Annotated in this window: 18 protein-coding genes and 1 pseudogene; 9 read left to right on the forward strand and 10 right to left on the reverse strand. The window is 63.8% G+C overall.

What is annotated here, in order from left to right:
• Positions 1-83 precede the first annotated feature (83 nt).
• Positions 84-4,283, reverse strand: coding sequence for a YhdP family protein (locus AYM40_RS02420; protein WP_063494823.1), 4,200 nt, complete (start codon positions 4,281-4,283; stop codon positions 84-86).
• A 207-nt stretch (positions 4,284-4,490) separates the two neighbouring features.
• On the opposite strand from AYM40_RS02420, the gene glnE reads away from it, so the two are divergent.
• Entirely contained in the window at positions 4,491-7,289 is a 2,799-nt protein-coding gene (gene glnE / locus AYM40_RS02425) for a bifunctional [glutamate--ammonia ligase]-adenylyl-L-tyrosine phosphorylase/[glutamate--ammonia-ligase] adenylyltransferase (protein WP_063494824.1), read from the forward strand.
• 129 nt (positions 7,290-7,418) lie between these two features.
• Here glnE and recN read toward each other — a convergent pair whose 3' ends face one another.
• Together recN and AYM40_RS02435 are read right to left on the reverse strand one after the other, a co-directional pair.
• Positions 7,419-9,089, reverse strand: a complete 1,671-nt coding sequence (recN, locus tag AYM40_RS02430) for a DNA repair protein RecN (protein ID WP_063494825.1) — start codon at positions 9,087-9,089, stop codon at positions 7,419-7,421.
• A 103-nt stretch (positions 9,090-9,192) separates the two neighbouring features.
• Positions 9,193-10,095 carry an NAD kinase gene (locus AYM40_RS02435; RefSeq protein ID WP_063494826.1) on the reverse strand — a complete coding sequence of 301 codons (903 nt, stop codon included), beginning with the start codon at positions 10,093-10,095 and terminating at the stop codon, positions 9,193-9,195.
• A gap of 213 nt (positions 10,096-10,308) precedes the next feature.
• Here AYM40_RS02435 and hrcA point away from each other — a divergent pair, with 213 nt between their 5' ends.
• The 3 genes from hrcA (at position 10,309) to AYM40_RS02450 (ending at position 12,999) form a co-directional block, all read left to right on the forward strand.
• On the forward strand, positions 10,309-11,328 hold the full coding sequence (gene hrcA, locus AYM40_RS02440) for a heat-inducible transcriptional repressor HrcA (RefSeq protein WP_063494827.1): 1,020 nt from the start codon (positions 10,309-10,311) through the stop codon (positions 11,326-11,328).
• A gap of 184 nt (positions 11,329-11,512) precedes the next feature.
• Positions 11,513-12,583, forward strand: coding sequence for a ferrochelatase (gene hemH / locus AYM40_RS02445; protein WP_063494828.1), 1,071 nt, complete (start codon positions 11,513-11,515; stop codon positions 12,581-12,583).
• Positions 12,584-12,591: 8 nt separating this feature from the next.
• On the forward strand, positions 12,592-12,999 hold the full coding sequence (locus AYM40_RS02450; RefSeq protein ID WP_063494829.1) for an RNA-binding S4 domain-containing protein: 408 nt from the start codon (positions 12,592-12,594) through the stop codon (positions 12,997-12,999).
• Here the strand turns inward: AYM40_RS02450 and AYM40_RS41805 are convergent.
• Complete coding sequence (locus tag AYM40_RS41805) at positions 12,971-13,132, reverse strand: hypothetical protein (RefSeq protein ID WP_012431795.1); 162 nt, start codon at positions 13,130-13,132, stop codon at positions 12,971-12,973. The two genes, AYM40_RS02450 and AYM40_RS41805, sit on opposite strands and share 29 nt — an antisense overlap.
• 389 nt (positions 13,133-13,521) lie before the next feature.
• Between AYM40_RS41805 and grpE the strand changes: the two genes are divergently transcribed.
• The 5 genes and pseudogenes from grpE to pabB all read left to right on the forward strand — a co-directional run bounded on the left by grpE (position 13,522) and on the right by pabB (position 20,082).
• Positions 13,522-14,106: a nucleotide exchange factor GrpE gene (gene grpE / locus AYM40_RS02455; RefSeq protein ID WP_063494830.1), complete on the forward strand. Its 585-nt coding sequence runs from the start codon at positions 13,522-13,524 to the stop codon at positions 14,104-14,106.
• 57 nt (positions 14,107-14,163) lie between these two features.
• Positions 14,164-14,651: pseudogene (locus AYM40_RS02460) on the forward strand (thioredoxin).
• Between the two features lie 153 nt (positions 14,652-14,804).
• Positions 14,805-16,757 (forward strand): molecular chaperone DnaK, encoded by a 1,953-nt coding sequence (gene dnaK / locus AYM40_RS02465; RefSeq protein WP_063494831.1) that lies wholly within the window; start codon positions 14,805-14,807, stop codon positions 16,755-16,757.
• 268 nt (positions 16,758-17,025) lie between these two features.
• Positions 17,026-18,168, forward strand: coding sequence for a molecular chaperone DnaJ (gene dnaJ / locus AYM40_RS02470; RefSeq protein ID WP_063494832.1), 1,143 nt, complete (start codon positions 17,026-17,028; stop codon positions 18,166-18,168).
• 24 nt (positions 18,169-18,192) lie between these two features.
• On the forward strand, positions 18,193-20,082 hold the full coding sequence (pabB, locus tag AYM40_RS02475) for an aminodeoxychorismate synthase component I (protein WP_063494833.1): 1,890 nt from the start codon (positions 18,193-18,195) through the stop codon (positions 20,080-20,082).
• Between the two features lie 393 nt (positions 20,083-20,475).
• Here the strand turns inward: pabB and panB are convergent, their stop codons facing one another.
• The 6 genes from panB to hda are packed head-to-tail and all read right to left on the reverse strand — an operon-like array spanning position 20,476 to position 25,632.
• Complete coding sequence (gene panB / locus AYM40_RS02480; RefSeq protein ID WP_063494834.1) at positions 20,476-21,291, reverse strand: 3-methyl-2-oxobutanoate hydroxymethyltransferase; 816 nt, start codon at positions 21,289-21,291, stop codon at positions 20,476-20,478.
• 37 nt (positions 21,292-21,328) lie between these two features.
• A complete protein-coding gene (locus tag AYM40_RS02485; protein WP_063494835.1) occupies positions 21,329-22,009 on the reverse strand; it encodes a deoxynucleoside kinase in 681 nt (226 codons plus the stop codon).
• Complete coding sequence (gene folK, locus AYM40_RS02490) at positions 22,006-22,554, reverse strand: 2-amino-4-hydroxy-6-hydroxymethyldihydropteridine diphosphokinase (protein WP_063494836.1); 549 nt, start codon at positions 22,552-22,554, stop codon at positions 22,006-22,008. The genes AYM40_RS02485 and folK overlap by 4 nt, the downstream gene beginning before the upstream one ends.
• 48 nt (positions 22,555-22,602) lie before the next feature.
• A complete protein-coding gene (gene pcnB / locus AYM40_RS02495) occupies positions 22,603-24,183 on the reverse strand; it encodes a polynucleotide adenylyltransferase PcnB (RefSeq protein ID WP_063494837.1) in 1,581 nt (526 codons plus the stop codon).
• Entirely contained in the window at positions 24,180-24,866 is a 687-nt protein-coding gene (locus AYM40_RS02500) for an HAD family hydrolase (protein ID WP_063494838.1), read from the reverse strand. Before AYM40_RS02500 ends, pcnB begins: the two co-directional genes overlap by 4 nt.
• Complete coding sequence (hda, locus tag AYM40_RS02505; RefSeq protein ID WP_063494839.1) at positions 24,859-25,632, reverse strand: DnaA regulatory inactivator Hda; 774 nt, start codon at positions 25,630-25,632, stop codon at positions 24,859-24,861. The genes AYM40_RS02500 and hda overlap by 8 nt, the downstream gene beginning before the upstream one ends.
• Between the last annotated feature and the right edge of the window lie 14 nt (positions 25,633-25,646).

The raw sequence follows: 25,646 nt of genomic DNA on the forward strand, positions 1-25,646 counted from the left end.
GCGCCGCATACGTCGTTTAAGGCTGGCTGGGGCCTGTGGCGCGGCACGGCGCTCTTCTGATCAAACAGAGGATCGGATCGGGCTCAGTGCGCTTCCACGGTCGAAGCCGGAGCGTCCATCTTACCGCGATCGCTCTTCACCCGCTCGATGTGCGGTTTCGACCACGAACCGGTGATCGCGTACTCGCGCGCAAACGCCGAGGAGACCGATTTGCTGAACGCCAGATCGGCCACCAGTGCGCCGAGTCCGAGGAGCGGATTGACCACGGTCGCGGCGATCACCGCGGCGCCGGCGCTGACGGTCGGCACGATCTGCACGTGCAGATCCTGGGTTTCCTGCGCCAGATCCACCGAGCCCTTCATTTCAGCGCGGGCCGGCGCCGTCACCATCTCGAAGTTCTCGGTGCGGCCAATGCCATTGTGGATCTGGCCCGTGCCGGTGACGCGTTCGAACGGCAGCCCCTCGCCGATCACGTCGCGGAAATTGAGCGTGGCGAAGCGCGCGAGGCTTTGCAGGCTGAGCACGCCGAGCAGTTTCGCGACGCCCGGGTCGACCTTGAGAATCTGTCCATGGCGCAGATCGACGGCCAGATTGCCGTTGAGCGTCGGGTAGTCGATGGCGGCCGGACCGCCGCGCCAGACGACCTTGCCCGACAGCGTGCCGTTGCCGGCCTTGATCGTGTGCGGCTGGCCAAAGCGCTCCAGCAGCGCGCCGGCGTCCTTGATGTCGAGTTTGAAATCGAACACGGTGCGGCGCGGCGTCGTTTCGTCGGCGGTGTTGCCGAGGCCCGTCGAGGTGCGCCAGTTCGCGGTGGCGGTCAGCGTGGCTGCGGGGTTGGCGATGTCGAACTTGTCGAGTTGCCAGACTGGCACGCCGTCTTCTTCGAAGTTGTGCGCGTCGACTTCGAGCCGGCCTATGTTGCGATCGCGAAAGATCAACTCGTCGACCACCAGATCGATGGACGGCATGTTCTGCGCCGGCGCCAACATGGCCTGGCCGAGCAGATCCTTATCCGTGGCAGACGGAATCACCACACGGGCAAAGCGCGCCTGCAGCGTGCCCGGCGATTCCTTATTGGCGCCCGGCAGCCAGGAAACGTGGCCGGACACCTGGTTCGACGCAATGTTGGCCTGCCATTTGCGGTCCGCATGCGACGCGCCGACGATCACGCTGTCCCAGTGCCGCTTGAGCAGCGTCAGCGTGCCGACGTGCACCGCGAAGCGGCTCGGCAGGAATTGCGCGAGGGTCGGATTCGGCGCAGCCGGCGCAATGGCGGCGGCGGACGCGGCAGTTGGCGCTTCCTTGTTGCGCATCTGCGTGACGAGCGCGCGCCAGGCGTCGGCGTCGAAGCTTTCGACGTCGACGGCGGCGATCACGCCGTCGGACGGCAAGTCGGCGGGCTTGTTGACGCCGATTGCGCCGCTCACGACCGTCGGCGGCGTTTTCGGCTGGTAGCGCAGCAGGTAGGCGGCGGTGATCGGGCCGAAGGTGAGGTCGGCGCGTTCCAGACCCGCTTCGCTCGCGTCGGTGGACGGGCCGACCGCGAAGTGCAACGGCATCGGCGTGCCGACCGGTTTGTCGAACGGCGCGGGGAAGTCGAGCGCAAGCCCGGTCAGATCGGAGTTCGCCGTGACCTCCGGCAAGCGCCCCTTGGCGCCGCGCACGTTGAGCGCGTAGGGCGCGCTGCCGCTCATGCGCGTCAGCACCTGGGCGGCCGGGCCATGCAGATTCAGGTCGCGCGCGGCATCGACGGCGATGTGGCCGCCAAGCTCGAGTGCATACGTGCCGTCCTGCTTCAGGCCGCCATTCGCATGCACGTCGCCGCCGAGGAACTGGCCCGAGAGCCGGTCGAGCTGCGCCGTATGCTCGGTAAAGCGCACCTTGCCGTTCAGTTGCGACAGCGGTGGCACGTTATCGACCGTCAGGCGATTGCTCTGGAAGCCCACCGCGCCTTCCACGCCGATATGCGGCTTCGGCGTGCGCGGCACGGTCAGTTTGAGCGCCAGCGCGGCGGGCCCTTCGGCGCGCACTTTCTCGGCCGCATGTTTGGACATGGGGCCAAGCGAGCTTTCATCGACGTAGTCGAGCATGTCAGCAAGCGGTCCGCGGCCGTTGCCCGTGATGACGAGGTCCGACGCCTTGGTGCCGAGGTCGTCGATCCTGCCGTTCACCTTGTTTAAAGCGACCCGCTTGTAATGGGCGCGGTCGATATCGAAGCGCAGCACGTTCTCTTTGAGTTCGAACACGCCGTCGATGCCATCCAGCGGCGGCCACACGTTCGGTGTGCCGTTCTTCATCTTGCGCGGCGGGTACGGCGAAGGGTCGAACTTGCCGCCCTTGAACGGCGCGACGATATGGAAGATCCCGGCCTCCGGGGCGCGGGAGTAAGGGAATTTGGTCAGATCGCCGTGTATTTCGATTGTCGCGCCGCGCGATATGCCGGCTTGCAGCCCATGGCCCAGGTAAATGCGCAGCTTTTCGCCGATGCTGGTCGGCAGATAGCGGACGATGCGCGTAACCTGCGCGCGCTGGAAGTCGGCCTTCAGGTCGAGCGTGCCGCGCCCATGGCCTGGGTTGCTGTAGTCGGCAGTGGCGGTGGCGTCAGCGTCCGCGTTCGAGATGCCGAAGTCGGCCAGCTTGACGGTGAAGGCACGGTGATTTTCGCCCGGCGCCTTCGGTGTGATGGTCCAGTCTGCCCGGCCGTGCAGACGGTCGAGTGTCAGGCGCGGGTCGTCGAACACGCCCGGCAGCGTAATCGCGACGTTGGAGGTGTCGAGCGTCGCGGTGCCGTGGTTTTCGTCGGCGTCGACCCTGCCCCACAGGTTTTCGATACCGGGAATGCCCGCGCGCGGGTGATTCAGCGGGGTGAGCCCCGGCGGCGGTTCCTGCGCGGCGAAGCTGATGCCTTGCAGGTCGCCCTTGAAACGATAGCGCTCGATCGGCTCGGCGCCGCTTGGCCGGTGGTCGCTGCCCGCTTCGCCGGATTCGGGTTTGCCGCGTTCGACTTCGATCACATAGTTCGACACCATGCCGCGCGGATTGAAGCGCACCAGACTGTTCAGCAAGGGGCCCGGCAACGGCAGCGCCCGGCTGAATTCCGCGAGGATGCCCAGGTCGACGCGGTCGCCGCTGACGCTGACGAGTTGCCCGTGCTGCAGCGAGGCGGTCCGGTAGCGGCCGTCCAGCGTGGAGAGCGCGAGAGTGCGGGTGAGCGGCGTACCGTCGTCGAGCGGCGGCTGGCCGAGTTCGGCGTGCAAGTCGATCAGTTGCAGTGTGTAGTCGCCCTGGTCGGCCTCGAGACGCCACGAGAAATTGGCGATCGGCACGACCAGCTTGGGCTGGGTCGGGCGGACCCGCATCGCGACATCCGTGCCGGCCAGTTTCCCGCTCGCCGACTTCATATGGCCATCGGCGAAGTCGGCCCAGATCGCATTGTCGATGCGGCCGGCGAACATCTCGATCGGAAAATTGATGTAGCGCGCAAGGGTCGGCAGATCGACCGGACCGGTCGATATATAGACCCCTCCGGCCCAGTTGACCGGCTTGCCGATCGCGGAGAGCCGGGCGTGTTTGAAATGCGTGCGGAAGTCGATCGGCCCGTGCAGGACATGGCCGTCGGCGGGCGCTTGCAATGCGAGCCGGTGATCGTAGCCCTCGTTGAGAATCGCGATCCGGATGTCGTGCAGGGCGAGCTCCGGCGCGTCATGCTGGGCATCGCGCCAGCGCAGCACGCCGCCGCGCACCACGATCGCCTGCTGGCGCAGTAGCCACGTGGACAGGGTGTCGTTGCCGCTGTGCCGGGTCGGCACCGGCACGCCCGCCACCGAGATCACGCCGTCGCTGCTGCGCGACACTAGCACGTCGGGTTGATCGACGATCAGGCTGGAAAGCGCGGGATGGAACTGCCAGAGCGACTTCCACGAGAGCGCGGCGGTGGCGTGCGGAATGGTCAGCGCCGCTTTGCCTTCAGGGTCGCGAATGACGATATCGGTGACGTCGAGGCCCGGCTGAAAGCCGCTCCAATGCGGCGCCAGCTTGCCGATGGTGAACTGGGTGTGCAGATTCTCGGAGACGGCGGCTTCAATGCGCGGCCGGAACGAGTCGATGTGCGGCAACAGGACGTAACGCAAACCGAGAAAAAGACCCGCCGCGATGAAATAGAAGGCGAGTGCGAGCGCCATCACCACATGGGATGTCCGATGCAGCACCACATGGGCGCTTCCGCTCGCGGGCCGGACCTGCCTGGTTTTGTGCGGGTCGGCGGATTCGTTTCGCTCGGACATGCTGCAGCGGGTGGGCGTATGGTAGTTTTGCGAATTAACGACGAAATGTAACACACGAGAAAGCGTCGGCGGGCCTCCGGCAAACCCTTTCTGCATGCCGTCTCGCGACTTGCGCGAGGCCGCCGGGCCGCGCTTGGGCCCGCCTGGAACCGTGTGTTGCAGCAAACTGAACCACGCTGATCAAGCAACGAGCGAGCCAGACCCTTGATGACTGATGCCACTCTCCTGAGTTCCAGCTATTCACACTACGCGGCGCGTGCCGCAGCGGCCCGTCCGCAAATCGTGGCGCAGGTGGCGGCGCTCGCGTCCGCGCCCCTCACACGCGAACGGATCGACGCGCGCTTCGACGCGCTGTGCGCCGAGGCAGCCGGCGCGCGAGGCGGCCCGTTGAGTGAGGATGCACTCAAACGGGCCTTGCGCCAGTTGCGCACGGAGGTATTTTGCGCCGTGATGGAGCGCGATCTGGCAGGCGAGGCGGATGTCGCCGAGGTCACCGGCGCGATGACCGATCTGGCGGAGACGTCGATCCAGCGTGCCTTGGCGGTCGTGTCCGCCGAACTCGAAACGCTTTACGGCGAACCACGGGGACCGCTGGGCGAGCGGCTCGCGCTCGGCGTGGTCGGGATGGGCAAGCTGGGCGGGCGCGAGTTGAACGTGTCGTCGGATATCGACCTGATCTTCGTCTATGAAGAAGACGGCGAGACTGCGGGCGGTCAGCGTTCGCCAATCGCGACGCAAGACTTTTTTACGCGTCTGGGAAAGCGCCTGATCGGCGCGCTGGCCGAGGTGACCGCCGATGGTTACGTATTCCGGGTCGATATGCGTTTGCGGCCGAACGGCGATTCGGGGCCGCTCGTGTGCAGTCTCGGCATGCTCGAAGAGTATTTCTACGTGCAGGGCCGCGAGTGGGAGCGCTATGCGTGGATCAAGGGGCGGCTCGTGTCCGAAGGCGCGAGCGAGGCGGCAGAGCGGCTGCAGAAGCAGCTCGACGCGATCGTCACGCCGTTCGTCTATCGACGTTATCTCGACTTCGGCGTGATCAGCGCGATTCGTGCGCTGCATTTGCAGATTCGCCAGGAAGCGCAGCGGCGCGCCTCGATGCGGCCCGACAAGGCTGACGACATCAAGCTGGGCCGCGGCGGCATTCGCGAAATCGAATTCAGCGCGCAGGTATTTCAGCTGATCCGGGGCGGCCAGGATGCCGGTTTCCGGGTGCGTCCGACGCTCGCCGTGTTGCGGCATGCGGCCACGCACGGGCTGCTCGATACCTCGGTCTGCGTGAAGCTTTCACAGGCTTACCGCTTCCTGCGCGAACTCGAACACCGCCTGCAATACCGCAACGACGCGCAAACCCATGCGATGCCGGTCGATCCCGAGGAGCGTGCGGCGCTCGCGCGCGCCATGGGTTGCGACGACTATGCCGCGCTGATGCTCAAGCTCGACGCGCACCGCGAGTTCGTCGAACAGCAGTTCGACCAGATTTTCGCCGACAAGGTGAGTGGCCGCGACGGCTGCGGCGCACCGGAAGACGGCGCGGCGGCGTGGGTCTGGAGCAGCGCGCTGGCCGACGACAGCGCTGACGAAGCGCTTGGCGCGCGCCTGATCGAACTGGGCGTGCCCGAGCCGGGCGAGCTGCTGGCGCGCTTGCGCGGGATATGGCAGTCGTCGCGTTACGCGGGGCTCGCCGAGCGTAGCCGGCAACGCTTCGACATCGTCGCGCAGCGGGCGCTGGAAGCCGCGCGTACGTTGGAGCCGCCCGAACGGCGCGGCGATACGGTCGCGCGTTTCTTCGACCTGCTCGAAGCCGTGAGCCGGCGCGGCGCGTACCTTGCGCTGCTGACGGAATACCCGCAGGCGCTGCATCGGGTGCTGTCGGTGCTGGGCGGTTCGCGCTGGGCCGCCGGCTATCTGATTCGTCACCCGCAATTGCTCGACGAGCTCCTCGATGACGAGGCGATGGACAGTCCGTTCGACTGGCCGGAATTCAAGCGCACCCTGCGTTTGCGTCTGGCCGCAGCGGACGGCGTCGAGCAACAGATGGATTTGCTGCGCCACGCGCACCAGGCCGAGGTGTTCCGTATCCTGCTGATCGATCTCGCCGGCAGGCTGAGTGTCGAGCATGTGAGCGACCGTCTGTCCGAACTCGCCGACGCCGTGCTCGACGTCACGCTCGAAGCCGTCTGGAACCAATTGGCCAAACGCCACCGCGAGGTGCCGAAGTTTGCGGTGATCGCGTACGGCAAGCTGGGCGGCAAGGAGCTCGGTTACGCGTCCGACCTCGACGTCATTTTCCTCTACGACGATCCGGACGATGCCGCCGCCGACGTCTACGCCACCTACACCCGCCGCCTCATCACCTGGCTGACGACGGCGACCGGCGCGGGCACCTTGTTCGATGTCGATCTGCGGCTGCGGCCGAACGGCGAGTCGGGCCTGCTCGTCACCGATCTGGACGCGTTCCGCCGTTATCAACTGCGCGAAGGCGATGCCGCCAATACGGCGTGGGTGTGGGAGCATCAGGCCTTGAGCCGCGCGCGCTATTGCGCGGGCGATGCCGAAATTGGCGCGAAATTCGAGCAGATCCGCGAACAGGTGCTGACCACGCCGCGCGAAGCCGCGCCGCTCGCGAAGGAAATCATCGAGATGCGCGAGCGCGTCGAGGCAGGGCATCCGAACCATACGGCGCTGTTCGACCTGAAGCACGACCGCGGCGGCATGGTCGATATCGAATTCACCGTGCAGTACTGGGTGCTCCTGCATGCGGCGAGCGATCCTGAACTGATCCGCAATACCGGCAACATCGCATTGCTGCGTGAGGTGTCACGGTTTGGCTTGATGAGTGAGGAGGAAGCGGAGACGGTCGGTGCGGCTTATCGGGTTTACCGGAAGTTGCAGCACCAGCTGCGGCTGGATGGGATGGAAAAGGCGCGGGTCGATCCGGCGCTGGTGGTGACTGAGTGTGAGGCGGTGTTGGGGCTTTGGGAGCGGGTGTTTGGCTGCGGCTGAAGGCGCCAGGTGTCAGGTGTCAGGTGTCAGGTGTCAGGTGTCAGAGGCGGGAGACGTTGCGCAAGTCGCGCTGGCCGCCGATCTTGCGTTGCATTCGCAGATAGCCGAGATGATTCCCAGCCCGAGTTCCTAGGCCGCCAGCATTTCCTTCGCGTGCTTGCGGGTGGTGGCGGTGATCTCCAGCCCGCCGAGCATCCGCGCGACTTCTTCGACGCGGCTCGCGCGGTCGAGCGAGGTCACGCTGCTGACCGTGCCGCCTTTGCCGTTGCCTGACTTCGCCACCTGGAAATGATGGTCGCCGCGCGCGGCGACCTGCGGCAAGTGCGTGACGCACAGCACCTGACGTGCTTGCCCCAGTTGATGCAGCAGCCGTCCAACCACTTCAGCGACGCCGCCGCCGATCCCCGTATCCACTTCGTCGAAGATCAGGGTCGGTGTCGGGCTCGCGGCGCTCGCAATGACAGCCAATGCAAGACTGATCCGCGCCAGTTCGCCACCTGAAGCAACCTTCGCGAGCGGCCGCAGCGGCACGCCGGCATGGCCGGCGACGCGGAATTCGATCTGCTCGAGCCCGTGTGCGCCGCCTTCCGGCAACTGCACCAGCGCCACTTCGAAGCTGCCGCCTTTCATTGACAGTTCCTGCATGCCGGTGGTCACTGCGGCGCCCAAGGCCTTGCCGGCCTTGGCGCGCGCCTTCGACAGTTTTTTCGCTTCGGTCAGGAAGGCTTCTTTGGCTTTGGCTTCCGCGGCGTGCAGGCTGTCGAGATCGGCTGCGGCGTCGAGGGCAGCAAGTTGCGCGCGACGCGCTTCGTGTTCTACCGGCAGTGTCTCCGGCTGCAAGCGGAACTTGCGTGCGGCCGAGTGCAGCGCGTCGAGACGCTTTTCGACCTGGGCGAGCCGGTCGGGATCCAGTTCGAGCTTCTGCGCGTAGTGGCTGAGCGAATAGGCCGCTTCCTGCAGCTGGATCTCGGCCGGCTCCAGCGCCGCCAGCACGTCGTTCAGCGCCGGGTCGATCTCAGCCAGGTCGCGCACCTTCGAGACGATCGAGGCGAGATGCGTGATCATCGCCTCGTCTGATTCGGACAGCGCGCCGAGCACACCTTGAACGCCGTCGATCAGATTGGCTGAATGCGACAGGCGCCGGTGCTCGGTGTTGACCTCTTCCCATTCGCCCGCTTGCGGCGAAAGTTTGTCCAGTTCGGCGAGCTGCCAGGCGAGCCGCTCGCGCTCCAGTTGCAGTTCGCGGTCGCGCGTTTGGGCATGCTCGACGGCCTGAACCTTTTCGCGCCACGACCGCCATGCACGCGTGACGGTTGCTGCGGCTTCCGTGAGGCCGGCATGGGTGTCGAACAGCTCGCGTTGCGCCTCCGGGCGCATCAGCAACTGGTGCGCATGCTGCCCGTGAATGTCCACTAACATCTCGCCGACTTCGCGCAACTGCGCGAGCGTCGCCGCCGTGCCGTTGATGAATGCCCGCGAGCGGCCGTTCGCATCCACCACGCGACGCAGCATCACGGTGCCGCCATGATGGCCGTCGTCGGCGGGCGTGCCGAGCGCCTGCTCGTCGAGCCATTGCTCGACTTGCGCATGCGTCTCGAACTCCGCAGTGATGTCGGCGCGGCTCTCGCCGGTGCGCACCACGCTTGCATCGGCGCGGGCGCCGAGCGCGAGGGCCAGCGCGTCGATCAGGATCGACTTGCCGGCGCCGGTTTCGCCTGAAAAAACGGTAAAGCCGCTGTCGAATTCGAGATCGAGCGCGGCGACGATGACGAAGTCGCGTATCGAGAGGTGGCGAAGCATGGAGGTCGTCTGATGAGCTTGATATTCAGGGTTCGGCAGTGGCGGCGTTCGCGTTCGGGGGGAGCGGCCTTCCGGCGTTCCAGTGTTCCGGCGTTCCGGCCGCTCAGGGCTTGGTATCTTCTTCGTGCGACGGGTATTCGTTCCAGTGCAGCTTCTTGCGCAGCGTGGTGTAGTGACTGTAGCCGACCGGGTGCAGCATCGGCACCGTATGGCGCGAGCGGCGGACTTCGATCGTGTCGCCCAGTTCCAGCGAGGTGAACGACTGCATGTCGAAATTGACGTTCACTTCGCGGCCCGAGACGATCTGGATGCTCACCTTCGAGTCGTCCGGCAGCACGATGGGCCGGTTCGACAGCGCATGCGGCGCGATCGGCACCAGCACGATGCCTTGTAACTGCGGGTGCAGGATCGGCCCCTGCGAGGACAGCGCGTAGGCGGTCGAGCCCGTAGGCGTGGCGACGATCAGGCCGTCCGAGCGCTGGTTGTACATGAAACGGCCGTCCACCGAGACATGCAGTTCCGCCATCCCCGAGAAGCCGCTACGGTTGACCACCACGTCGTTGAAGGCAAGCGCGTGATAGATCGGATTGCCACCGCGCATGATCCGCGCTTCAAGCAGCATGCGCTCTTCGCGCTCGAAGTTTCCGGAGAGCATTTGCGGCACGATCTCGCGCATGTCGGAGATCGGGATGTCGGTAATGAAGCCGAGCCGCCCGTGGTTGATGCCGATCAACGGCGTGCGGTAGGGCGCAAGCTGGCGGCCGATGCCCAGCATCGTGCCGTCGCCGCCCAGCACCACGGCTACGTCGGCACGCGCGCCGATCTCGGCGGGACGCAGCGCCGGATACTCGGTGATGCCGATTTCGGCGGCGGTGTCGGCTTCGAACACGACCTCGAAGCCGCGCCTCGCGATGCACGAGGCGAGTTCGGTCAGTGGCTCGCCGATACCCGGCGTATTGTTGCGCCCGACGAGCGCGACGGTCTTGAACTGGCTGGTCACTTGCATGCCGGCATTACACCATAGGTAGGGCCTGAAAAAAACCGCAGACAGACCCGGTAGCAGGCCTGCGCAAGCGGGCTGCCAGCGCATTGGGCGATTATCGTTAGAATGGTGAAATCTTGATGACATGCGCCGCCCCGCCAATCGGTGGCGCGATAGTCAGGGGTTGCCGCCGTTAGCGCTCGCTGTAGACGCGTCATTGAGCTAAAATTTTCCGTCATGTTAGATCCCCGCGCACAAACCCTCCTCAAAACGCTGATCGAGCGCTACATCGCCGAAGGTCAGCCGGTCGGCTCGCGCACGTTGTCGCGCTATTCCGGCCTCGAACTGAGTCCGGCGACGATCCGCAACGTGATGTCCGATCTCGAGGACCTGGGGCTCGTGATCAGTCCGCATACTTCGGCGGGCCGCATTCCGACGCCGCGTGGCTACCGGCTGTTCGTCGATACCATGCTGACGGTGGAATCCGCCGCGGACGAAGAAGCGGTGATGCGCACCGTCAAAACTACGCTGCAGGCGGGTGAACCGCAGAAAATCGTCGCCGCGGCGGCCAGCGTGCTGTCCAACCTCTCGCAGTTCGCCGGTGTGGTGCTCACGCCGCGCCGCAGCCACGTTTTCAAGCAGATCGAATTCATGCGCCTGTCGGACAAGCGCATCCTGCTGATTATCGTGACGCCTGAGGGCGACGTGCAGAACCGCATCATGGCGACCCAGCGGGACTTTTCGCCGTCGCAGCTGGTGGAGGCCTCCAATTACATCAACGCGCACTTCGCGGGCCTCTCGTTCGACGACGTGCGCCGCCGTCTGCGCGAAGAAATCGACGAATTGCGCGGCGATATGACCACGCTGATGCATGCCGCGGTCACGGCCAGCACGGATGAATCCGACACCGGTGAACACGTGCTGATTTCCGGCGAGCGCAACCTGCTCGAAGTCGCCGACCTGTCGTCGGACATGGCGCGCTTGCGCAAGCTGTTCGATGTGTTCGACCAAAAGACCAGTCTCCTTCAGTTGCTCGACGTGTCGAGTCACGCCGCGGGCGTGCAGATTTTCATTGGCGGCGAGTCGAATCTCGTGCCAATCGAGGAAATGAGCGTGGTGACCGCGCCTTATGAGGTGAACGGCAAGATTGTCGGCACGCTCGGCGTGATCGGGCCAACCCGCATGGCCTACAACCGCGTGATTCCGATTGTCGACATCACCGCGCGGCTGCTTTCCCTCACGCTTAGTCAGCAGTAACCGGCAGTAACTACCGGCCACTGCCGACTGTAGCACCTCATGCTGCAAATGATGCGCGACGGCGCGCGGCTTGCCAATTGGCCGAATGGCCAGGGGTCCATGGCGGACCTGGCAATGGACCGCGCCGCTATAATGAATTCCACCTGAACCGACGTGCCGCCTAAAGCGGTTATCTCTGTTGCCTATGCGCTTCGACCTCGAGCGGCCTTCACAGAACGCCACGTCACACCGTGTCGCCGTGCTGCTGATCAATCTCGGCACGCCCGACGCGCCGACGCCGCGTGCGGTCCGTCGCTATCTTGCGCAGTTCCTGTCCGATCCTCGGGTGGTCGAAATTCCGGCGCTGCTCTGGCAGGTGATCCTGCGGGTGTTGATTTTGCCGTCCCGCAGCCGTGCGTCAGCGAAGAAGTACGCGGCCGTGTGGATGCCGGAAGGCTCGCCGCTGCGTGTCTTCACGGAGAAGCAGGTAGAGGGTTTGCGCCATCTGCTGCAATTGAACGACTACACGGTGCTGGTCGACTACGCCATGCGCTACGGCACGCCCGGCATTCCGGCCATGCTGAACCAGCTGAAGCTGGCGGGCGCCGAGCGCGTGCTGCTGATGCCAATGTATCCGCAGTACTCGTCGTCAACCACGGCCACGGCCTTCGACGACGCCTTTTCGGCCCTCAAACGCATGCGCAATCAGCCGGAAGTCCGCACGGTGCGCCAGTACGCCGATCATCCGGCGTATATCGCCGCGCTCGCTGCTCAAGTGCATCACTATTGGCATCAGCATGGCCGGCCGGATTTCGCGGCGGGCGACAAGCTGGTGCTGAGTTTTCACGGCGTGCCCAAGCGCACGATGGATCTCGGCGATCCGTACCACGAGCAATGCCAGCAGACCGGTGCGTTGTTGACGCAGGCGCTCGGATTGACGCAGGTGGAATGCCGCATCACGTTTCAGTCTCGCTTCGGCAAGGCCGAATGGCTGCAGCCGTACACCGCCCCCACGCTGAAGGAATTGGGCTCAGCGGGCGTGCGGCGCGCCGACGTTTTCTGTCCGGGCTTCATCGCCGATTGCCTTGAAACGATTGAAGAAATCGGCATGGAGGTGCGCGACGAGTTCCTGCAGGCGGGCGGCAAGGAGTTTCATCGGATTCCCTGTGTGAACGCCTCGCAGCCGTGGATCGCCGCGCTAGGCGAAATCGTCGCGCAGAATCTGCAGGGCTGGCCCGTGCAAGCGGTGCCGGTGCCGCACACGACCGGGGCTTAAGCAGGCTTATGAATTACAGGATTTCAACTGAACCGGGCGCGAAGCTGCGCATCGACAAATGGCTTTGGGCGGCGCGCTTCTTCAAGACCCGCTCGCTCGCGACAGATGCCGTCGACAAAGGGCATGTGCGGATCGGCGGCGCCAGCATCAAGCCGGCCAAGGATGTACGCGTCGGCGACCTGGTCGAGGTCGAGATCGAGCGGATTGTGTGGCAGGTGGAAGTGCTGGGCGTGTGCGACGTACGTGGCCCAGCCAGCGTCGCGCAGACGCTTTATGCGGAAACCGAAGAAAGCAAGGTGAAGCGGCAGGTCGAGCAGGAGCGGCGCAAGACGTACCGCGAACCGGCCGCGGCGTTGCACGGCAGGCCGACCAAGCGCGACCGGCGCACTATCGACAAACTTTCAGGTGGGGATTGAACAACTGTTCCATCGTCGCATGCACGCCGCCGTACTCGGTGGTGTGATCGTTGACGGCCCCGGACATGCAGATGGTCGTGGTGCCCGCGATCAGTACCAATGCGACCACCGATATTGCAAAGGTCAGTTTCACGGTACTCCCCTTGGGAAGATTCAGGACGGAAACAGGCGAATCAGGTGGAATTAAAAAATGCCGGTAAGGCTTACGTTAGATTAGGGTTAACGTGTCTTTTCCGACGCTTTATTGGAGCATAGGCCACTTGTCGGGCGCACTCAATCTCAATCTGATTGCGACGCAATAATGGTTGTAACCGGGCATTTCCGCCGCACGTCCACGGTGCGAAAAGTTCCGGGAGAGGCGCTTGAAATGGGTCTTTCCGGCCCCATCTGCCGTTTCGATGCGCGTTAGTGCGCCAAGTGGTGCACCAAGTTGTCTGTCGCAATTATGCAACGCACAAATTGCGCTGACTTTGACGCGTTGCCGCCACCGTTAGCTTTAACTTTTTAACGACTTTCAGCGACATGGAAAACACGCAAGAGAACCCGACGAGCCAGAATCCCACGCCCGCCGACGAAACCGCGCGCCAGGCCGCCGAGGCCGCAGCACCCCAGCAGGACGCGGCTGCAAACGCTGCTCCTGAAGCGCCAGCAACCGGCGCGCAAGCCGCATTGGCCGAAGCGGAAGCGAAGATCGTCGAGCTGCAGGAAAGCTTCCTGCGAGCGAAGGCTGAGACTGAGAACGTGCGCCGCCGCGCCCAGGAAGATGTCGCCAAGGCCCACAAGTTCGCGATCGAAAGCTTCGCGGAGCATTTGCTGCCGGTGGTCGACAGCCTCGAAGCCGCGGTTGCCCACTCGTCCGACGACCTGCAAAAGGTCCGTGAGGGCGTCGAACTTACGCTGCGCCAGCTCTCCGGCGCGCTGGAGAAGGGCCGCGTCGTCGCCCTGAACCCGGTTGGCGAGAAGTTCGACCCGCACCGTCACCAGGCTATTTCGATGGTGCCGGCCGATCAGGAACCGAACACCGTCGTTGCTGTGCTGCAAAAGGGTTTTGTGATCGCCGACCGCGTGCTGCGCCCGGCCCTCGTGACCGTCGCGGCGCCGAAGTAAGCATCAAAGGCCGCGTCGCAGGCCGATTATCAGCCGTTCCGCCTGACAGGCACTGTCATGGCCAGCATTCCTGTCGACGCTACTGCGTTCGCCGTCTTCTGCATGCGGGAGTTCGGCGCCGAGTCATTCGACGCCGGGCTGGCGCAGGCCGGTGATGGTTGGCCGTGGTGTTTTTCCGGGGGCTGGACTGCTTCAACTGCGAGATCGTCAAGAAGGCAACGTCGGCGCAGCCGGACGCGATTCGTGCGCTCGGTTTCAGATGGTTTCACAGCAACGTCAACGAGCATCGCGAACCCGGCCGGCGTTTCATGCCTCACGGCGTGCCCACCCGGTTCTTATTTTACCGAGGCAAGCGCCTCGGCCGGGCAACCGGCTGGCAGGGCCTTGGACAGTTCGAGGCGGCGGTCGCGGCCGCGGCCGCGCGGGAAAAGATCCGGGCGGTCAACGCGGTCAACGCGGTCAACGCGGTCAACGCGGTCAACGCGGTCAACGCGGTCGGCAGCGCGGCAAATGGTAAAAAAAGCGGCAAAAGTTCGGCTGATTGAAAAAAATTAAAGACCGCATCGTAAAAGAGGTCTTGAAAACGATGCGGACGCACTTATGTTGAGTGCAGGTAGGAATTGAGAGCGGATCGCCGTACCGCCAGATGGGCAAAAACGGCGATTCCCGCAGCGATCAAAGTCAGGAGATTAGTAAAAATGGGCAAAATCATCGGTATCGACCTCGGCACGACCAACTCGTGCGTGGCGATCATGGAAGGCAATTCGGTCAAAGTGATCGAGAACTCGGAAGGTGCGCGCACCACGCCGTCGATCATCGCTTACATGGAAGACGGCGAAATTCTCGTCGGCGCGCCGGCTAAGCGTCAGTCGGTCACGAACCCGAAGAACACGCTGTACGCTGTCAAGCGCCTGATCGGCCGCCGCTTCGAAGAAAAAGAAGTGCAGAAAGACATCGGTCTGATGCCGTACAAGATCATGAAGGCCGACAACGGCGACGCATGGGTTCAGGTGCGCGACGACAAGCTGGCCCCGCCGCAAATCTCGGCGGAAGTGCTGCGCAAGATGAAGAAGACCGCTGAAGACTACCTCGGCGAGCCGGTCACCGAAGCGGTGATTACGGTTCCCGCGTACTTCAACGACAGCCAGCGCCAGGCGACCAAAGACGCAGGCCGCATCGCCGGTCTGGAAGTGAAGCGGATCATCAACGAACCGACCGCAGCTGCTCTGGCATTCGGTCTGGACAAGGCCGAAAAGGGCGACCGCAAGATTGCGGTGTATGACCTGGGCGGCGGTACGTTCGACGTGTCGATCATCGAAATCGCTGACGTCGACGGTGAAATGCAGTTCGAAGTGCTGTCCACGAACGGCGATACGTTCCTTGGCGGTGAAGACTTCGACCAACGCATCATCGATTACATCATCGGCGAGTTCAAGAAGGAACAAGGCGTCGACCTGTCGAAAGACGTGCTCGCGCTGCAACGCCTGAAGGAATCGGCTGAAAAGGCGAAGATCGAGCTGTCGTCGAGCCAGCAAACCGAAATCAACCTGCCGTACATCACGGCCGACGCGTCGGGTCCGAAGCACTTGAACCTGAAAATCACGCGTGCGAAGCTGGAAGCGCTGGTTGAAGAACTGATCGAGCGCACCATCGAACCGTGCCGCACGGCGATCAAGGACGCGGGCGTGAAGGTCGGCGAAATCGACGACGTGATTCTGGTCGGCGGTATGACCCGTATGCCGAAGGTGCAGGAAAAGGTTAAGGAGTTCTTCGGCAAGGATCCGCGCCGTGACGTGAACCCGGACGAAGCCGTGGCCGTTGGCGCCGCGATTCAAGGCCAGGTTCTGTCGGGTGACCGCACGGACGTTCTGCTGCTCGACGTGACCCCGTTGTCGCTCGGCATCGAAACGCTCGGCGGCGTGATGACGAAGATGATCAACAAGAACACCACGATCCCGACCAAGCACGCACAGGTCTACTCGACGGCTGATGACAATCAGGGCGCCGTGACGATCAAGGTGTTCCAGGGCGAACGCGAAATGGCAGCGGGCAACAAGCTGCTGGGCGAGTTCAACCTCGAAGGCATTCCGCCGGCACCGCGCGGCACGCCGCAGATCGAAGTGAGCTTCGACATCGACGCGAACGGCATTCTGCACGTCGGCGCGAAAGACAAGGCGACCGGCAAGGAAAACCGCATCACGATCAAGGCGAACTCGGGTCTGTCCGAAGCCGAAATCGAGAAGATGGTGAAGGACGCCGAAGCGAACGCGGAAGAAGATCACAAGCTGCGTGAGTTGGCCGATGCCCGCAACCAGGGCGACGCGCTGGTCCACAGCACGAAGAAGGCGCTCACCGAATACGGCGACAAGCTGGAAGCGGGCGAGAAGGAAGCGATCGAAACCGCGCTGAAGGACCTCGAAGAAACGCTGAAGAGCGGTTCGAGCGACAAGGCTGCCATCGAAGCCAAGATCGAAGTGGTGGCCACGGCCTCGCAGAAGATGGGCGAGAAGATGTACGCCGACATGCAGGCTGCGCAAGGTGCGGAAGCAGCGGCTGCGGGCGCGGCAGACGCGGGTGCTTCGACTGGTGGCGCGAGCCAGCAGCAGGACGACGTGGTCGACGCCGAGTTCAAGGAAGTGAAGAAAGACTAAAGCCAGGTCGCAATTTGACCGTAAAGCCGCACACAGCGATGTGTGCGGCCTGGCTGCAAAACGGTTTGCTCCCGTCCGGGTGCATGAACCTGCAAAGCGGTTATCGCGCCTGGTGAGCCTTTTTGGGCTCTCCGGGCACATTTGTTTTATGGAGGGCGTTGTTTTGAGTCGCGTGAAAGCGGCGGGAAACAGCGGCCGGACGAGTCGCAAGACTCCAGCATTCAAGAGGAGCCACCGCGTCGCATTGCGCGAGTGGCGTTGAACCGATATGGCGAAACGGGATTACTACGAGGTTCTGGGCGTCGCAAAGAACGCGAGCGACGACGAAATCAAGAAGGCTTATCGCAAGCTTGCGATGAAGCACCACCCCGACCGCAATCCCGGCAACAAGGATGCGGAAGAGCATTTCAAAGAGGTGAAGGAAGCCTATGAAATGCTGTCGGACTCGCAAAAGCGTGCCGCGTACGATCAGTACGGCCACGCGGGCGTCGATCCGAACATGGGCGGAGCCGGTGCGCAAGGCTTCGGCGGTTTTGCCGATGCGTTCGGCGATATCTTCGGCGACATCTTCGGTCAGGCGGCCGGCGGTGCCGCCCGCGGCGGCGGCGGCCGTGCGGGCCCGCAGGTGTATCGCGGCGCCGATTTGCGCTACAGCATGGAAATCACGCTGGAACAGGCCGCGCACGGCTACGACACGCAAATTCGCGTGCCGAGCTGGGTGTCGTGCGAAATCTGTCACGGTTCGGGCGCCAAGCCCGGCACCAAGCCGGAAACCTGCCCGACCTGTAGCGGTTCGGGTTCGGTGCGGATGTCGCAAGGCTTTTTCAGCATCCAGCAGACCTGCCCGAAGTGCCACGGCTCGGGCACCCATATCCCTGACCCGTGCGGCCACTGCCACGGCGCGGGCAAGGTGAAGGAAACCAAGACGCTGGAAGTGAAGATCCCGGCAGGTATCGACGACGGCATGCGCATCCGCTCGGCCGGCAACGGTGAGCCGGGTATCAACGGCGGTCCGTCGGGCGATCTGTACGTCGAGATTCACATCAAGCAACACTCGGTGTTCGAACGCGACGGCGACGACCTGCACTGCCAGATGCCGATTCCGTTCACCACGGCGGCGCTCGGCGGCGAAATCGAAGTGCCGACCCTGGCGGGCCGCGCGAGCTTCACGGTGCCGGAAGGCACGCAGTCGGGCAAGACCTTCCGTCTGCGTGGCAAGGGTATCAAGGGGCTGCGTTCGAGCATTGCCGGCGATCTGTACGTGCACGTGCAAGTCGAAACGCCGGTCAAGCTCACCGAGCCGCAGCGCGAATTGCTTCAGCAATTCGAAAAGGCGCTCGTGGAAGGCGGCGCGCGACATAGCCCGCAGAGCAAGAGCTGGTTCGATCGGGTGAAGAGCTTCTTCGATTAATAGCGGTTTGATTTGGCGGTAAGCATGACGGCAGATGAGCGCGACGCAGTTTTCGCGTTGCTCGACGATTGCGGCGCGACGGCGGCGCGCCGTTCGAGTCGTCTGTACACGGGTTTTGTGCATGAACGGAGTTGCGCGGACGCCGCGCAACTCGAAGCCGTGTGCAAGACCGTGGCCGCGGACACCCGGCGTGGTTTGCATGCCGTCGTGCTCGCCGACTACGAGTTTGGCCGGCACCTTCTCGACGGCAGCCAAACTCACCGGGCAGTGAAAGAAACGCAGCGTGGCGATGCCACGCTGCGTTTTTTATTGTTTGAACATTGCGAGAAACTGTCGCGTGACGACGTAGATGCGTGGCTCGCGGAACGCGACGGCGGCGCAGCCGAGGCGTCTGTGGCGGGCACGGCGAACGTGCGCGCGAGCGTCGATCCACAGCAATTCAACGAAGCGATCGACGCGATCCATGCCGCCCTGCGCGCAGGCGATTCTTACCAGGTCAACTACACGTATCGGCTTGGTTTCGACGTATTCGGCTCGCCGACCGCGCTTTATCGGCGGCTGCGGGCTCGTCAGCCGGTGCCGTACGGCGCGCTGATCGCGTTGCCGGGCGACAAGTGGGTGCTATCGTGCTCGCCGGAATTGTTCATCGAGAAGGAAGGCGCCATGTTGCGCGCCCGGCCAATGAAAGGCACGGCGCCGCGATCAGCCGACCCCGTAGCCGATCGTCGTGCCGCCGAGTTCCTTGCAAACGACCCGAAGAATCGCGCCGAGAACGTGATGATTGTCGATCTGTTGCGCAACGATCTGTCACGCGTGGCGCAGACGGGCTCGGTCAATGTGCCGGCGCTGTTTTCGGTCGAGCCGTATGCGTCGGTCTGGCAGATGACGTCGACGGTGCATTCGACGTTGCACGCCGGCACGTCTTTCGCCGAGATCATGCGCGCGCTGTTTCCATGCGGCTCGATCACCGGTGCGCCGAAGCATCGCACGATGCAATTGATCGACGAGCTCGAAAGCACGCCGCGCGGTCTTTACACTGGTGCGATCGGCTGGCTCGATGCACCTTCAACGGCCCTAAGCGACACCGCCTGCGGCGACTTCTGCCTGTCCGTCGCGATTCGCACATTGATCTTAACCCCGACCGGGCAGCCGGGTGAGCTGCAAGGCAAGATGGGCGTTGGCGCCGGTATCGTGCTCGATAGCGTCGCCGCCGACGAATATGCGGAGTGCCAATTGAAGGCCAGCTTTCTGACCGGCGCGGAGCCGGGTTTCGAGCTCTTCGAGACGATGTATGCGACGCGGGAAGAGGGCGTGCGCCATCTGTCGCGCCATCTTGCACGACTCTCGGCGAGTGCTGCGACGCTAGGCTTCAAATTCGACGATGAAAACGATATTCGCGCGCAAATCGCGGAGAAATGTGCGGCGTTGCCAGCGCAAACGCCGCACCGTATCCGCCTCGCGTTGAGCAAAAACGGCGCGGTGCAAATAACGGCGATGGTGCTGACGCCGCTGGCCGGCTCGACCGTCGGCGTGCTGCTCGGGCCGGACCACGCGTTCCCCGCGACGGATGCCAATGATCCGCTGCTGCAGCACAAAACCACACGTCGCGCGGACTATGATCGCGCTTGGCGCGAAGCGGAAGCAAAGGGTGCTTTCGACACGCTGTTCTTTAACGAGCGCGGCGAATTGACCGAAGGCGGCCGGTCGAATGTGTTTGTGAAGCTGGGGGGCCGGTGGTGGACGCCGCCATTAACGTCGGGCCTACTGCCCGGGATCATGCGGGGCGTGCTGCTGGAGGATATCAACCTTCACGCGGCTGAACGCGTGCTGACTCGAGTCGATGTGCAGAATGCCGAAGCGCTTCTCGTGTGCAACGCGCTGCGAGGCGCGGTTCAGGCGTACGTCCTAGGCTAAGAAGGATAAGGGGCTAGGCAGTTGAAGGGCTTAAAAGCCAAGGCATCCGCGCTGCCGGCTTTGAGCGCCGCGAGCCACCCGCCGGCTTAACTGTGGCGAACGTGCAGCACGCGGGTCATCCATCCTGACAGGCTTGCGAGCCATGTGGATTCCCGCACGTCATGCGGTGCGGAGGCGTGGTTGCGGATTCCCGCTACGTCGATCAGGCAAAAGGGGCTCATGGTCATCTCTCTTCGGCAAGCGGCAGAGCCGCGTCAGCAAGGTAGACGAAGATAGATGCCCCGTTTTTCGGGCGATATCAGACGGGTCCCAAATAGGACGCAAAAGAGGGCAAAACAGGACAAACACGCCTGACCGCGCCCGCACGGCGCGATCCGATATCAGACTGCGTGTTCAGAACGTGTGCTCAGGCCCCGGGAACGAGCCATCCTTCACGGCACGCACATACGCCTCTACGGCAGCCTGGATGTTCGGCTGCCCCTGCATGAAATCTTTCACAAAGCGCGGCCGCTTGCCGGGGAAAATTCCCAGCATGTCGTGTAGTACCAGCACCTGACCCGAACAGTCCAGGCCCGCGCCAATGCCGATCGTCGGAATCCGCAATTGCTTCGTGACTTCACTACCGAGCAGCGTCGGGATCGCTTCTAGCACGATTAGCTGGGCACCCGCGTTCTGCACGGCGAGCGAGTCGCGCAGTACCTGGCTTGCGGCGGCGTCGGTCTTGCCCTGCACCTTGAAGCCGCCGAACGCATGTACCGATTGCGGCGTGAGGCCGACGTGCGCGCACACCGGAATCGACCGTTCGACCAGAAAGCGCACCGTGTCCGCGAGCCACTCACCACCCTCGAGCTTCACCATCTGCGCGCCGGCGCGCATGAGTTCCACCGAACTCCTGAAGGCGTCCTCCGGCGTGCCGTATGTGCCGAACGGGAGGTCGGCTACCACCAGCGCCGAGGGCCGCGCCCGCGCGACGCTCGCCGTGTGATACGCGATTTCGCTGAGCGTGACCGGCAGCGTGGTCGTCTGGCCTTGCAGCACATTGCCGAGCGAGTCGCCGATCAACAGAACGTCGACGCCCGCGCGATCCAGCAGCGCGGCGAAGCTCGCGTCGTAACAGGTGAGCATGGCGATCCTTTCGCCTGCATCGCGCATCGCCTGCAGTTTCGGCACGGTGATAGCGTTCCGGCTCGCTTCCTGCAAATAGGTCATGGGGAAATCCGTTGGAAAAAAGAGAGGCGCGCGCCGCTTAAAGCGACGTGCCTTTGACAAAGAATTCCTTGCGGCCACGCATGGTTTCGATGCGTTCGGCGAGTAGCGCAAGGTCCGCGTCCGAGTCGAGCGGATTCAGATGTTCAGCGTTGACCGTCAGCACGGGCGTCTGGTCGTAGTGATAAAAAAACTCGTTGTAGGCGTCGCAGAGCGCGTGCAGATAGGCATCGGAAATCTGCAGTTCCATTGGCACGGCCCGTTTCTGGATGCGCGCGAACAGCACTTCAGGACTGGCTTGCAGATAGACCACGAAATCCGGTGCCGGCGCGCTCACGTCGAGTCGCGCGGCGAGGGCGCGATAAAGCTGCCACTCGTCTTCCTGCAGGGTCAGACGCGCGAAGATGTCGTTCTTCTGCGTCATGAAATCGGCGATAAGCGGTGTGCCCGCCCCATGCGCGGCCACCACGTTCTGGGCCTGCTGCGCGCGCTGCAAGGCGAAGTGCAATTGCGCGGGCAGCGCATAACGCGCGGTGTCGCGATAAAAACGTTCGAGAAAGGGATTGTCTTGTGGCCGCTCGAACAGCTCCTGCATCGACCAGCGCTGTGCGAGCCGCCGCGCGAGCGAGGTCTTGCCGACGCCGATCGGCCCTTCGATCGCGAGATAGCCGAAGGGCGGCCGTAGTTGCGGCGCGGTGACGGTGAGCGGCGGCGAATTCATTCGCAACGGCCCTTGTCCAAATCAGACTCGTCCGCAGTCAATGCATTAAGCATTGAACACTGGCAGGCCCCCTTTACCCTTTCGATGCGTTGATTGCTCACGCCGTCAAGCAGCGCCTCGGCGCGGCCGTGCCGCGGGATGATCAGCGCTGCGTCGATCTCGACGAGCGGCACGAGTACAAAGGCGCGTTCGATCAAACGTGGATGCGGCACGATCAGATCGGTTTCGTCGATCGATTGATCGCCGAACAGCAGTATGTCCAGATCGAGGGTGCGCGGGGCGTTGCGAAACGGCCGCTCGCGGCCGAACTGATGCTCGATCTTGTGGCACAGCGCGAGCAGATGACGCACGGGGAGCGTCGTATCGACCTTCACGACGCAGTTGAAATAATCGTCGCCGCCCGCGTCGATCGGGGCGGTGCGATACAGGCTCGACTTGGCGAGCACGGTGATGGTGTGCTGTTGGGCCAGGCACACCACCGCGTCTTTCAGGGTCTGGCGCGCGTCCCCGAGATTCGCGCCGAGGCCGAGATAAGCAACCGTCATGGCATAACTTCCTGCGACTATCGTTCGACGGCAACCGCCGACGCTGTGTCAGTCATCGTGCGAGCCGTCGTGGCCCGCGTCGTTGGCTGCGCGTTCTGGCGAACCGCCCTCCATTCCCTCGCCCGCTTTGCGGGTTCTGGCGCCACTGCTGCGCCGCCGTCGTTTTCTGGGGCTCCGGTCCTTCCCGCCTTGCGTGAGCAAAGTCTCACGTGCAGCGACGTCTCCTTCAATGAACTCCGTCCACCACGCACCGACCGACTCATCGAGTTCGCCCGATTCGCAGCGCAACAGGAGGAAATCATACCCCGCTCTAAATCTTTGGTGTTCCAGCAGCTTCAGCGCGCTTCTGCCCGAGCGTTTCTCGAGGCGCAACTGCAGGCCCCAGATCTCGCGCATATCCGACGAAAAGCGCTTGTGGATCGCGAGCTTCTCGGTTTGCATGTCGAGGACTTCGTCCATCGCGCGATGCAGGGCCGGCACCGGATATTCGCCATTCGCTTCAAATTGTTGCCAGCGCGTCTGGACGTCGTGCCACAGCAGCGTGGCGAACAGGAAGCCCGGCGAAACCGGCTTGCCGGCGCGTACGCGGGCGTCCGTGTTGGTCAGCGCAAGCGTGATGAATTTCTCGCCGATTGGCTGCTCCAGCACCACGTCGAGCAACGGCAGCAGACCGTGATGCAGGCCTTCCTGGCGCAGACGTTTCAAACAGGCGAGCGCGTGGCCCGACAGCATCAGCTTGAGCATCTCGTCGAACAGACGCGCGGCAGGCACGTTGTTGATCAGATCGGCCATTTTGGCGATCGGTGCACGGGTCTGGTCTTCGATCTCGAACTCGAGTTTGGCGGCAAAACGCACCACGCGCAGCATGCGCACCGGATCCTCGCGATAGCGCGTGGCCGGGTCGCCGATCATGCGCAACAGACGCGCGCGCATGTCGGCCATGCCGTTGTGGTAGTCCAGCACGGTTTGCGTGGCCGGATCGTAGTACATCGCGTTGATCGTGAAGTCGCGGCGCGTGGCGTCTTCGTGCTGCTCGCCCCAGACGTTGTCGCGCAGCACGCGGCCGCTGGCGTCCACCGCATGGGTGCGGCGGTCGAGCTCGTCGCGCTTCAGGCGGCGCGGCGGCGCTGCGTCGACCGCGGGTGGATCGACCAGCGCGCGGAACGTCGAGGTTTCGATGATTTCCTGGCCGAACTGCACGTGCACGATCTGAAACCGGCGGCCGATGATGCGGGCGCGGCGGAACAGCTTCTGCACCTGTTCGGGCGTGGCGTCGGTCGCGACGTCGAAGTCTTTCGGCTTGATGCCGAGCAGCAGATCGCGCACCGCACCGCCGACGATAAACGCGCGATGTCCCGCTTCCTGCAGACCCTCGGTGACGCGAATCGCGTTCCTCGAGATCAGCGACTGATCGATGCCATGCACGTCGTGCGGAATGATGACCGGCACGTCGGGGTCCCGCACGGCTTTGGCGGCTGGGCGTGCCGGTTTGCGACGCGCTTTGCTGGCGCCGGACGCGTTGCGTGCCGGTGCCTCGCCGGCTTCGTCTGTTTCGGCTTCGGCGGGCGGGGTGTCGTCAGCGGGCGCCGGGTCCTGGCCGAATAGCTTGCGGATAAGTTTTTTGATCACGAGGGTTGAAAGAGTTCGAGGATGCGCCAGCCTTTGGCCTGCGCATGGGCGCGCAATGTGTCGTCGGGATTGGTCGCGATCGGATCGGTGACCTTGTCGAGCAGCGGGATGTCGTTGTGCGAGTCGCTATAGAAATAGCTGTGCTCGAAGTCGCTCCAGGTTTTGCCGAGCGAAGCCAGCCACGCCTCGGTACGGACGATCTTGCCTTCCTTGTAGCTCGGCGTGCCGGTGGGGCGGCCGGTGTACGGCGAATGCGGCTGGCCGTCGACGGTTTCCGCTTCGCAGGCGATCAGTGCATCGACGCCGAACGCCTGAGCGATCGGGCGGGTGATGAATTCGTTGGTCGCGGTGACCACGCAGCAGAGATCGCCGGCTTCACGGTGCTCCCTGACCAGCTCCAGCGCGACCGGGAAGATCGCCGGCTTGATCACTTCACGCATGTACTGCGCGTGAAGGTCGGCAAGCTGAGCGCGCGTATATTTCGCGAGCGGCGTGAGCATGGCGATCAGATAAGCGTGGATGTCGAGCTTGCCGGCTTTGTAGTCGGCGAAAAAGCGGTCGTTTTCACGGGCGAAGTTTTCAGCGTCGACCATGCCTTGTTTCACCATGAAGCGGCCCCATTCATGGTCGCTGTCGGTGGGAATGAGGGTGTGGTCGAGGTCGAAGAGTGCGAGGTTAGCCATGGGGGCCTATTTTACTTGAAGCGGCGGGAGACGCAGCGGGTGACGCAGATGAGGCGGGCGCTGTGCGCCGGTCATCGGCTTCGGGCGAGGCCAGCATGGTGCGTAGAAGCGGTAGCGTGACCGCGCGTTTCTGTTCGAGCGAGAAGCGGTCGAGCGCGTCGAGCAACGCCATCAGGCTCGGCATGTCGCGGCGAAAATGCGTAAGCAGGTAGGCGGGCACGTCGTCGGCAAGCATGATGCCGCGCTCGCGCGCCGCGTGTTTGAGAACCGCGGCCTTGCCTTCGTCCGGCAGCGGCGCGAGGTGAAACACGAGGCCCCAGCCGAGGCGCGTGCGCAGATCTTCGCGCACCGTCATGCCGATCGGCGGCGCATTGCCCGCGGCGACAAGCGCGCTGGTGGGGTGCGCGCGCACTTCGTTGAACAGATTGAACACGGCAATCTGCTGCGCCGCGGACAGGCCGTCGCAATCGTCGATCGCATACAGCGCGACGCGCGGGTCGAACGTGAAGGCGGCGAGGCTGCTCTGCGGACCGGCAAAGCGCGCATGGCCCGGCGGCGCTTCGTGGACGAGCGCCTGCAGCAGATGCGTGCGGCCGCTGCCGGCTTCGCCCCAGATGTAGAAGGTGCGATCGGCCACTGGCCCGGCCGCGAGCGCGTTGTCGAGCTCGCGCAGCCGCGTGACCAGCTCGGCGTTGGCGCCGGCGAAGAAATTGTCGAATGTCGATGGCGGCGGTGTGCCGAGATCGAGCGTCAGTTGACGAAGCACAGTAGGTTAATGCC

The sequence above is a fragment of the Paraburkholderia phytofirmans OLGA172 genome (assembly GCF_001634365.1).
In the GTDB taxonomy this organism is placed as follows: Bacteria; Pseudomonadota; Gammaproteobacteria; order Burkholderiales; family Burkholderiaceae; genus Paraburkholderia.

What these genes read in the sequence shown, in the direction of transcription:
- AYM40_RS02420 (WP_063494823.1), bottom strand. Translation starts at nt 4,283, where the DNA reads ATGTCCGAGCGAAACGAATCCGCCGACCCGCACAAAACCAGGCAGGTC.
- glnE (WP_063494824.1), top strand. Translation starts at nt 4,491, where the DNA reads ATGACTGATGCCACTCTCCTGAGTTCCAGCTATTCACACTACGCGGCG.
- recN (WP_063494825.1), bottom strand. Translation starts at nt 9,089, where the DNA reads ATGCTTCGCCACCTCTCGATACGCGACTTCGTCATCGTCGCCGCGCTC.
- AYM40_RS02435 (WP_063494826.1), bottom strand. Translation starts at nt 10,095, where the DNA reads ATGCAAGTGACCAGCCAGTTCAAGACCGTCGCGCTCGTCGGGCGCAAC.
- hrcA (WP_063494827.1), top strand. Translation starts at nt 10,309, where the DNA reads ATGTTAGATCCCCGCGCACAAACCCTCCTCAAAACGCTGATCGAGCGC.
- hemH (WP_063494828.1), top strand. Translation starts at nt 11,513, where the DNA reads ATGCGCTTCGACCTCGAGCGGCCTTCACAGAACGCCACGTCACACCGT.
- AYM40_RS02450 (WP_063494829.1), top strand. Translation starts at nt 12,592, where the DNA reads ATGAATTACAGGATTTCAACTGAACCGGGCGCGAAGCTGCGCATCGAC.
- grpE (WP_063494830.1), top strand. Translation starts at nt 13,522, where the DNA reads ATGGAAAACACGCAAGAGAACCCGACGAGCCAGAATCCCACGCCCGCC.
- dnaK (WP_063494831.1), top strand. Translation starts at nt 14,805, where the DNA reads ATGGGCAAAATCATCGGTATCGACCTCGGCACGACCAACTCGTGCGTG.
- dnaJ (WP_063494832.1), top strand. Translation starts at nt 17,026, where the DNA reads ATGGCGAAACGGGATTACTACGAGGTTCTGGGCGTCGCAAAGAACGCG.
- pabB (WP_063494833.1), top strand. Translation starts at nt 18,193, where the DNA reads ATGACGGCAGATGAGCGCGACGCAGTTTTCGCGTTGCTCGACGATTGC.
- panB (WP_063494834.1), bottom strand. Translation starts at nt 21,291, where the DNA reads ATGACCTATTTGCAGGAAGCGAGCCGGAACGCTATCACCGTGCCGAAA.
- AYM40_RS02485 (WP_063494835.1), bottom strand. Translation starts at nt 22,009, where the DNA reads ATGAATTCGCCGCCGCTCACCGTCACCGCGCCGCAACTACGGCCGCCC.
- folK (WP_063494836.1), bottom strand. Translation starts at nt 22,554, where the DNA reads ATGACGGTTGCTTATCTCGGCCTCGGCGCGAATCTCGGGGACGCGCGC.
- AYM40_RS02500 (WP_063494838.1), bottom strand. Translation starts at nt 24,866, where the DNA reads ATGGCTAACCTCGCACTCTTCGACCTCGACCACACCCTCATTCCCACC.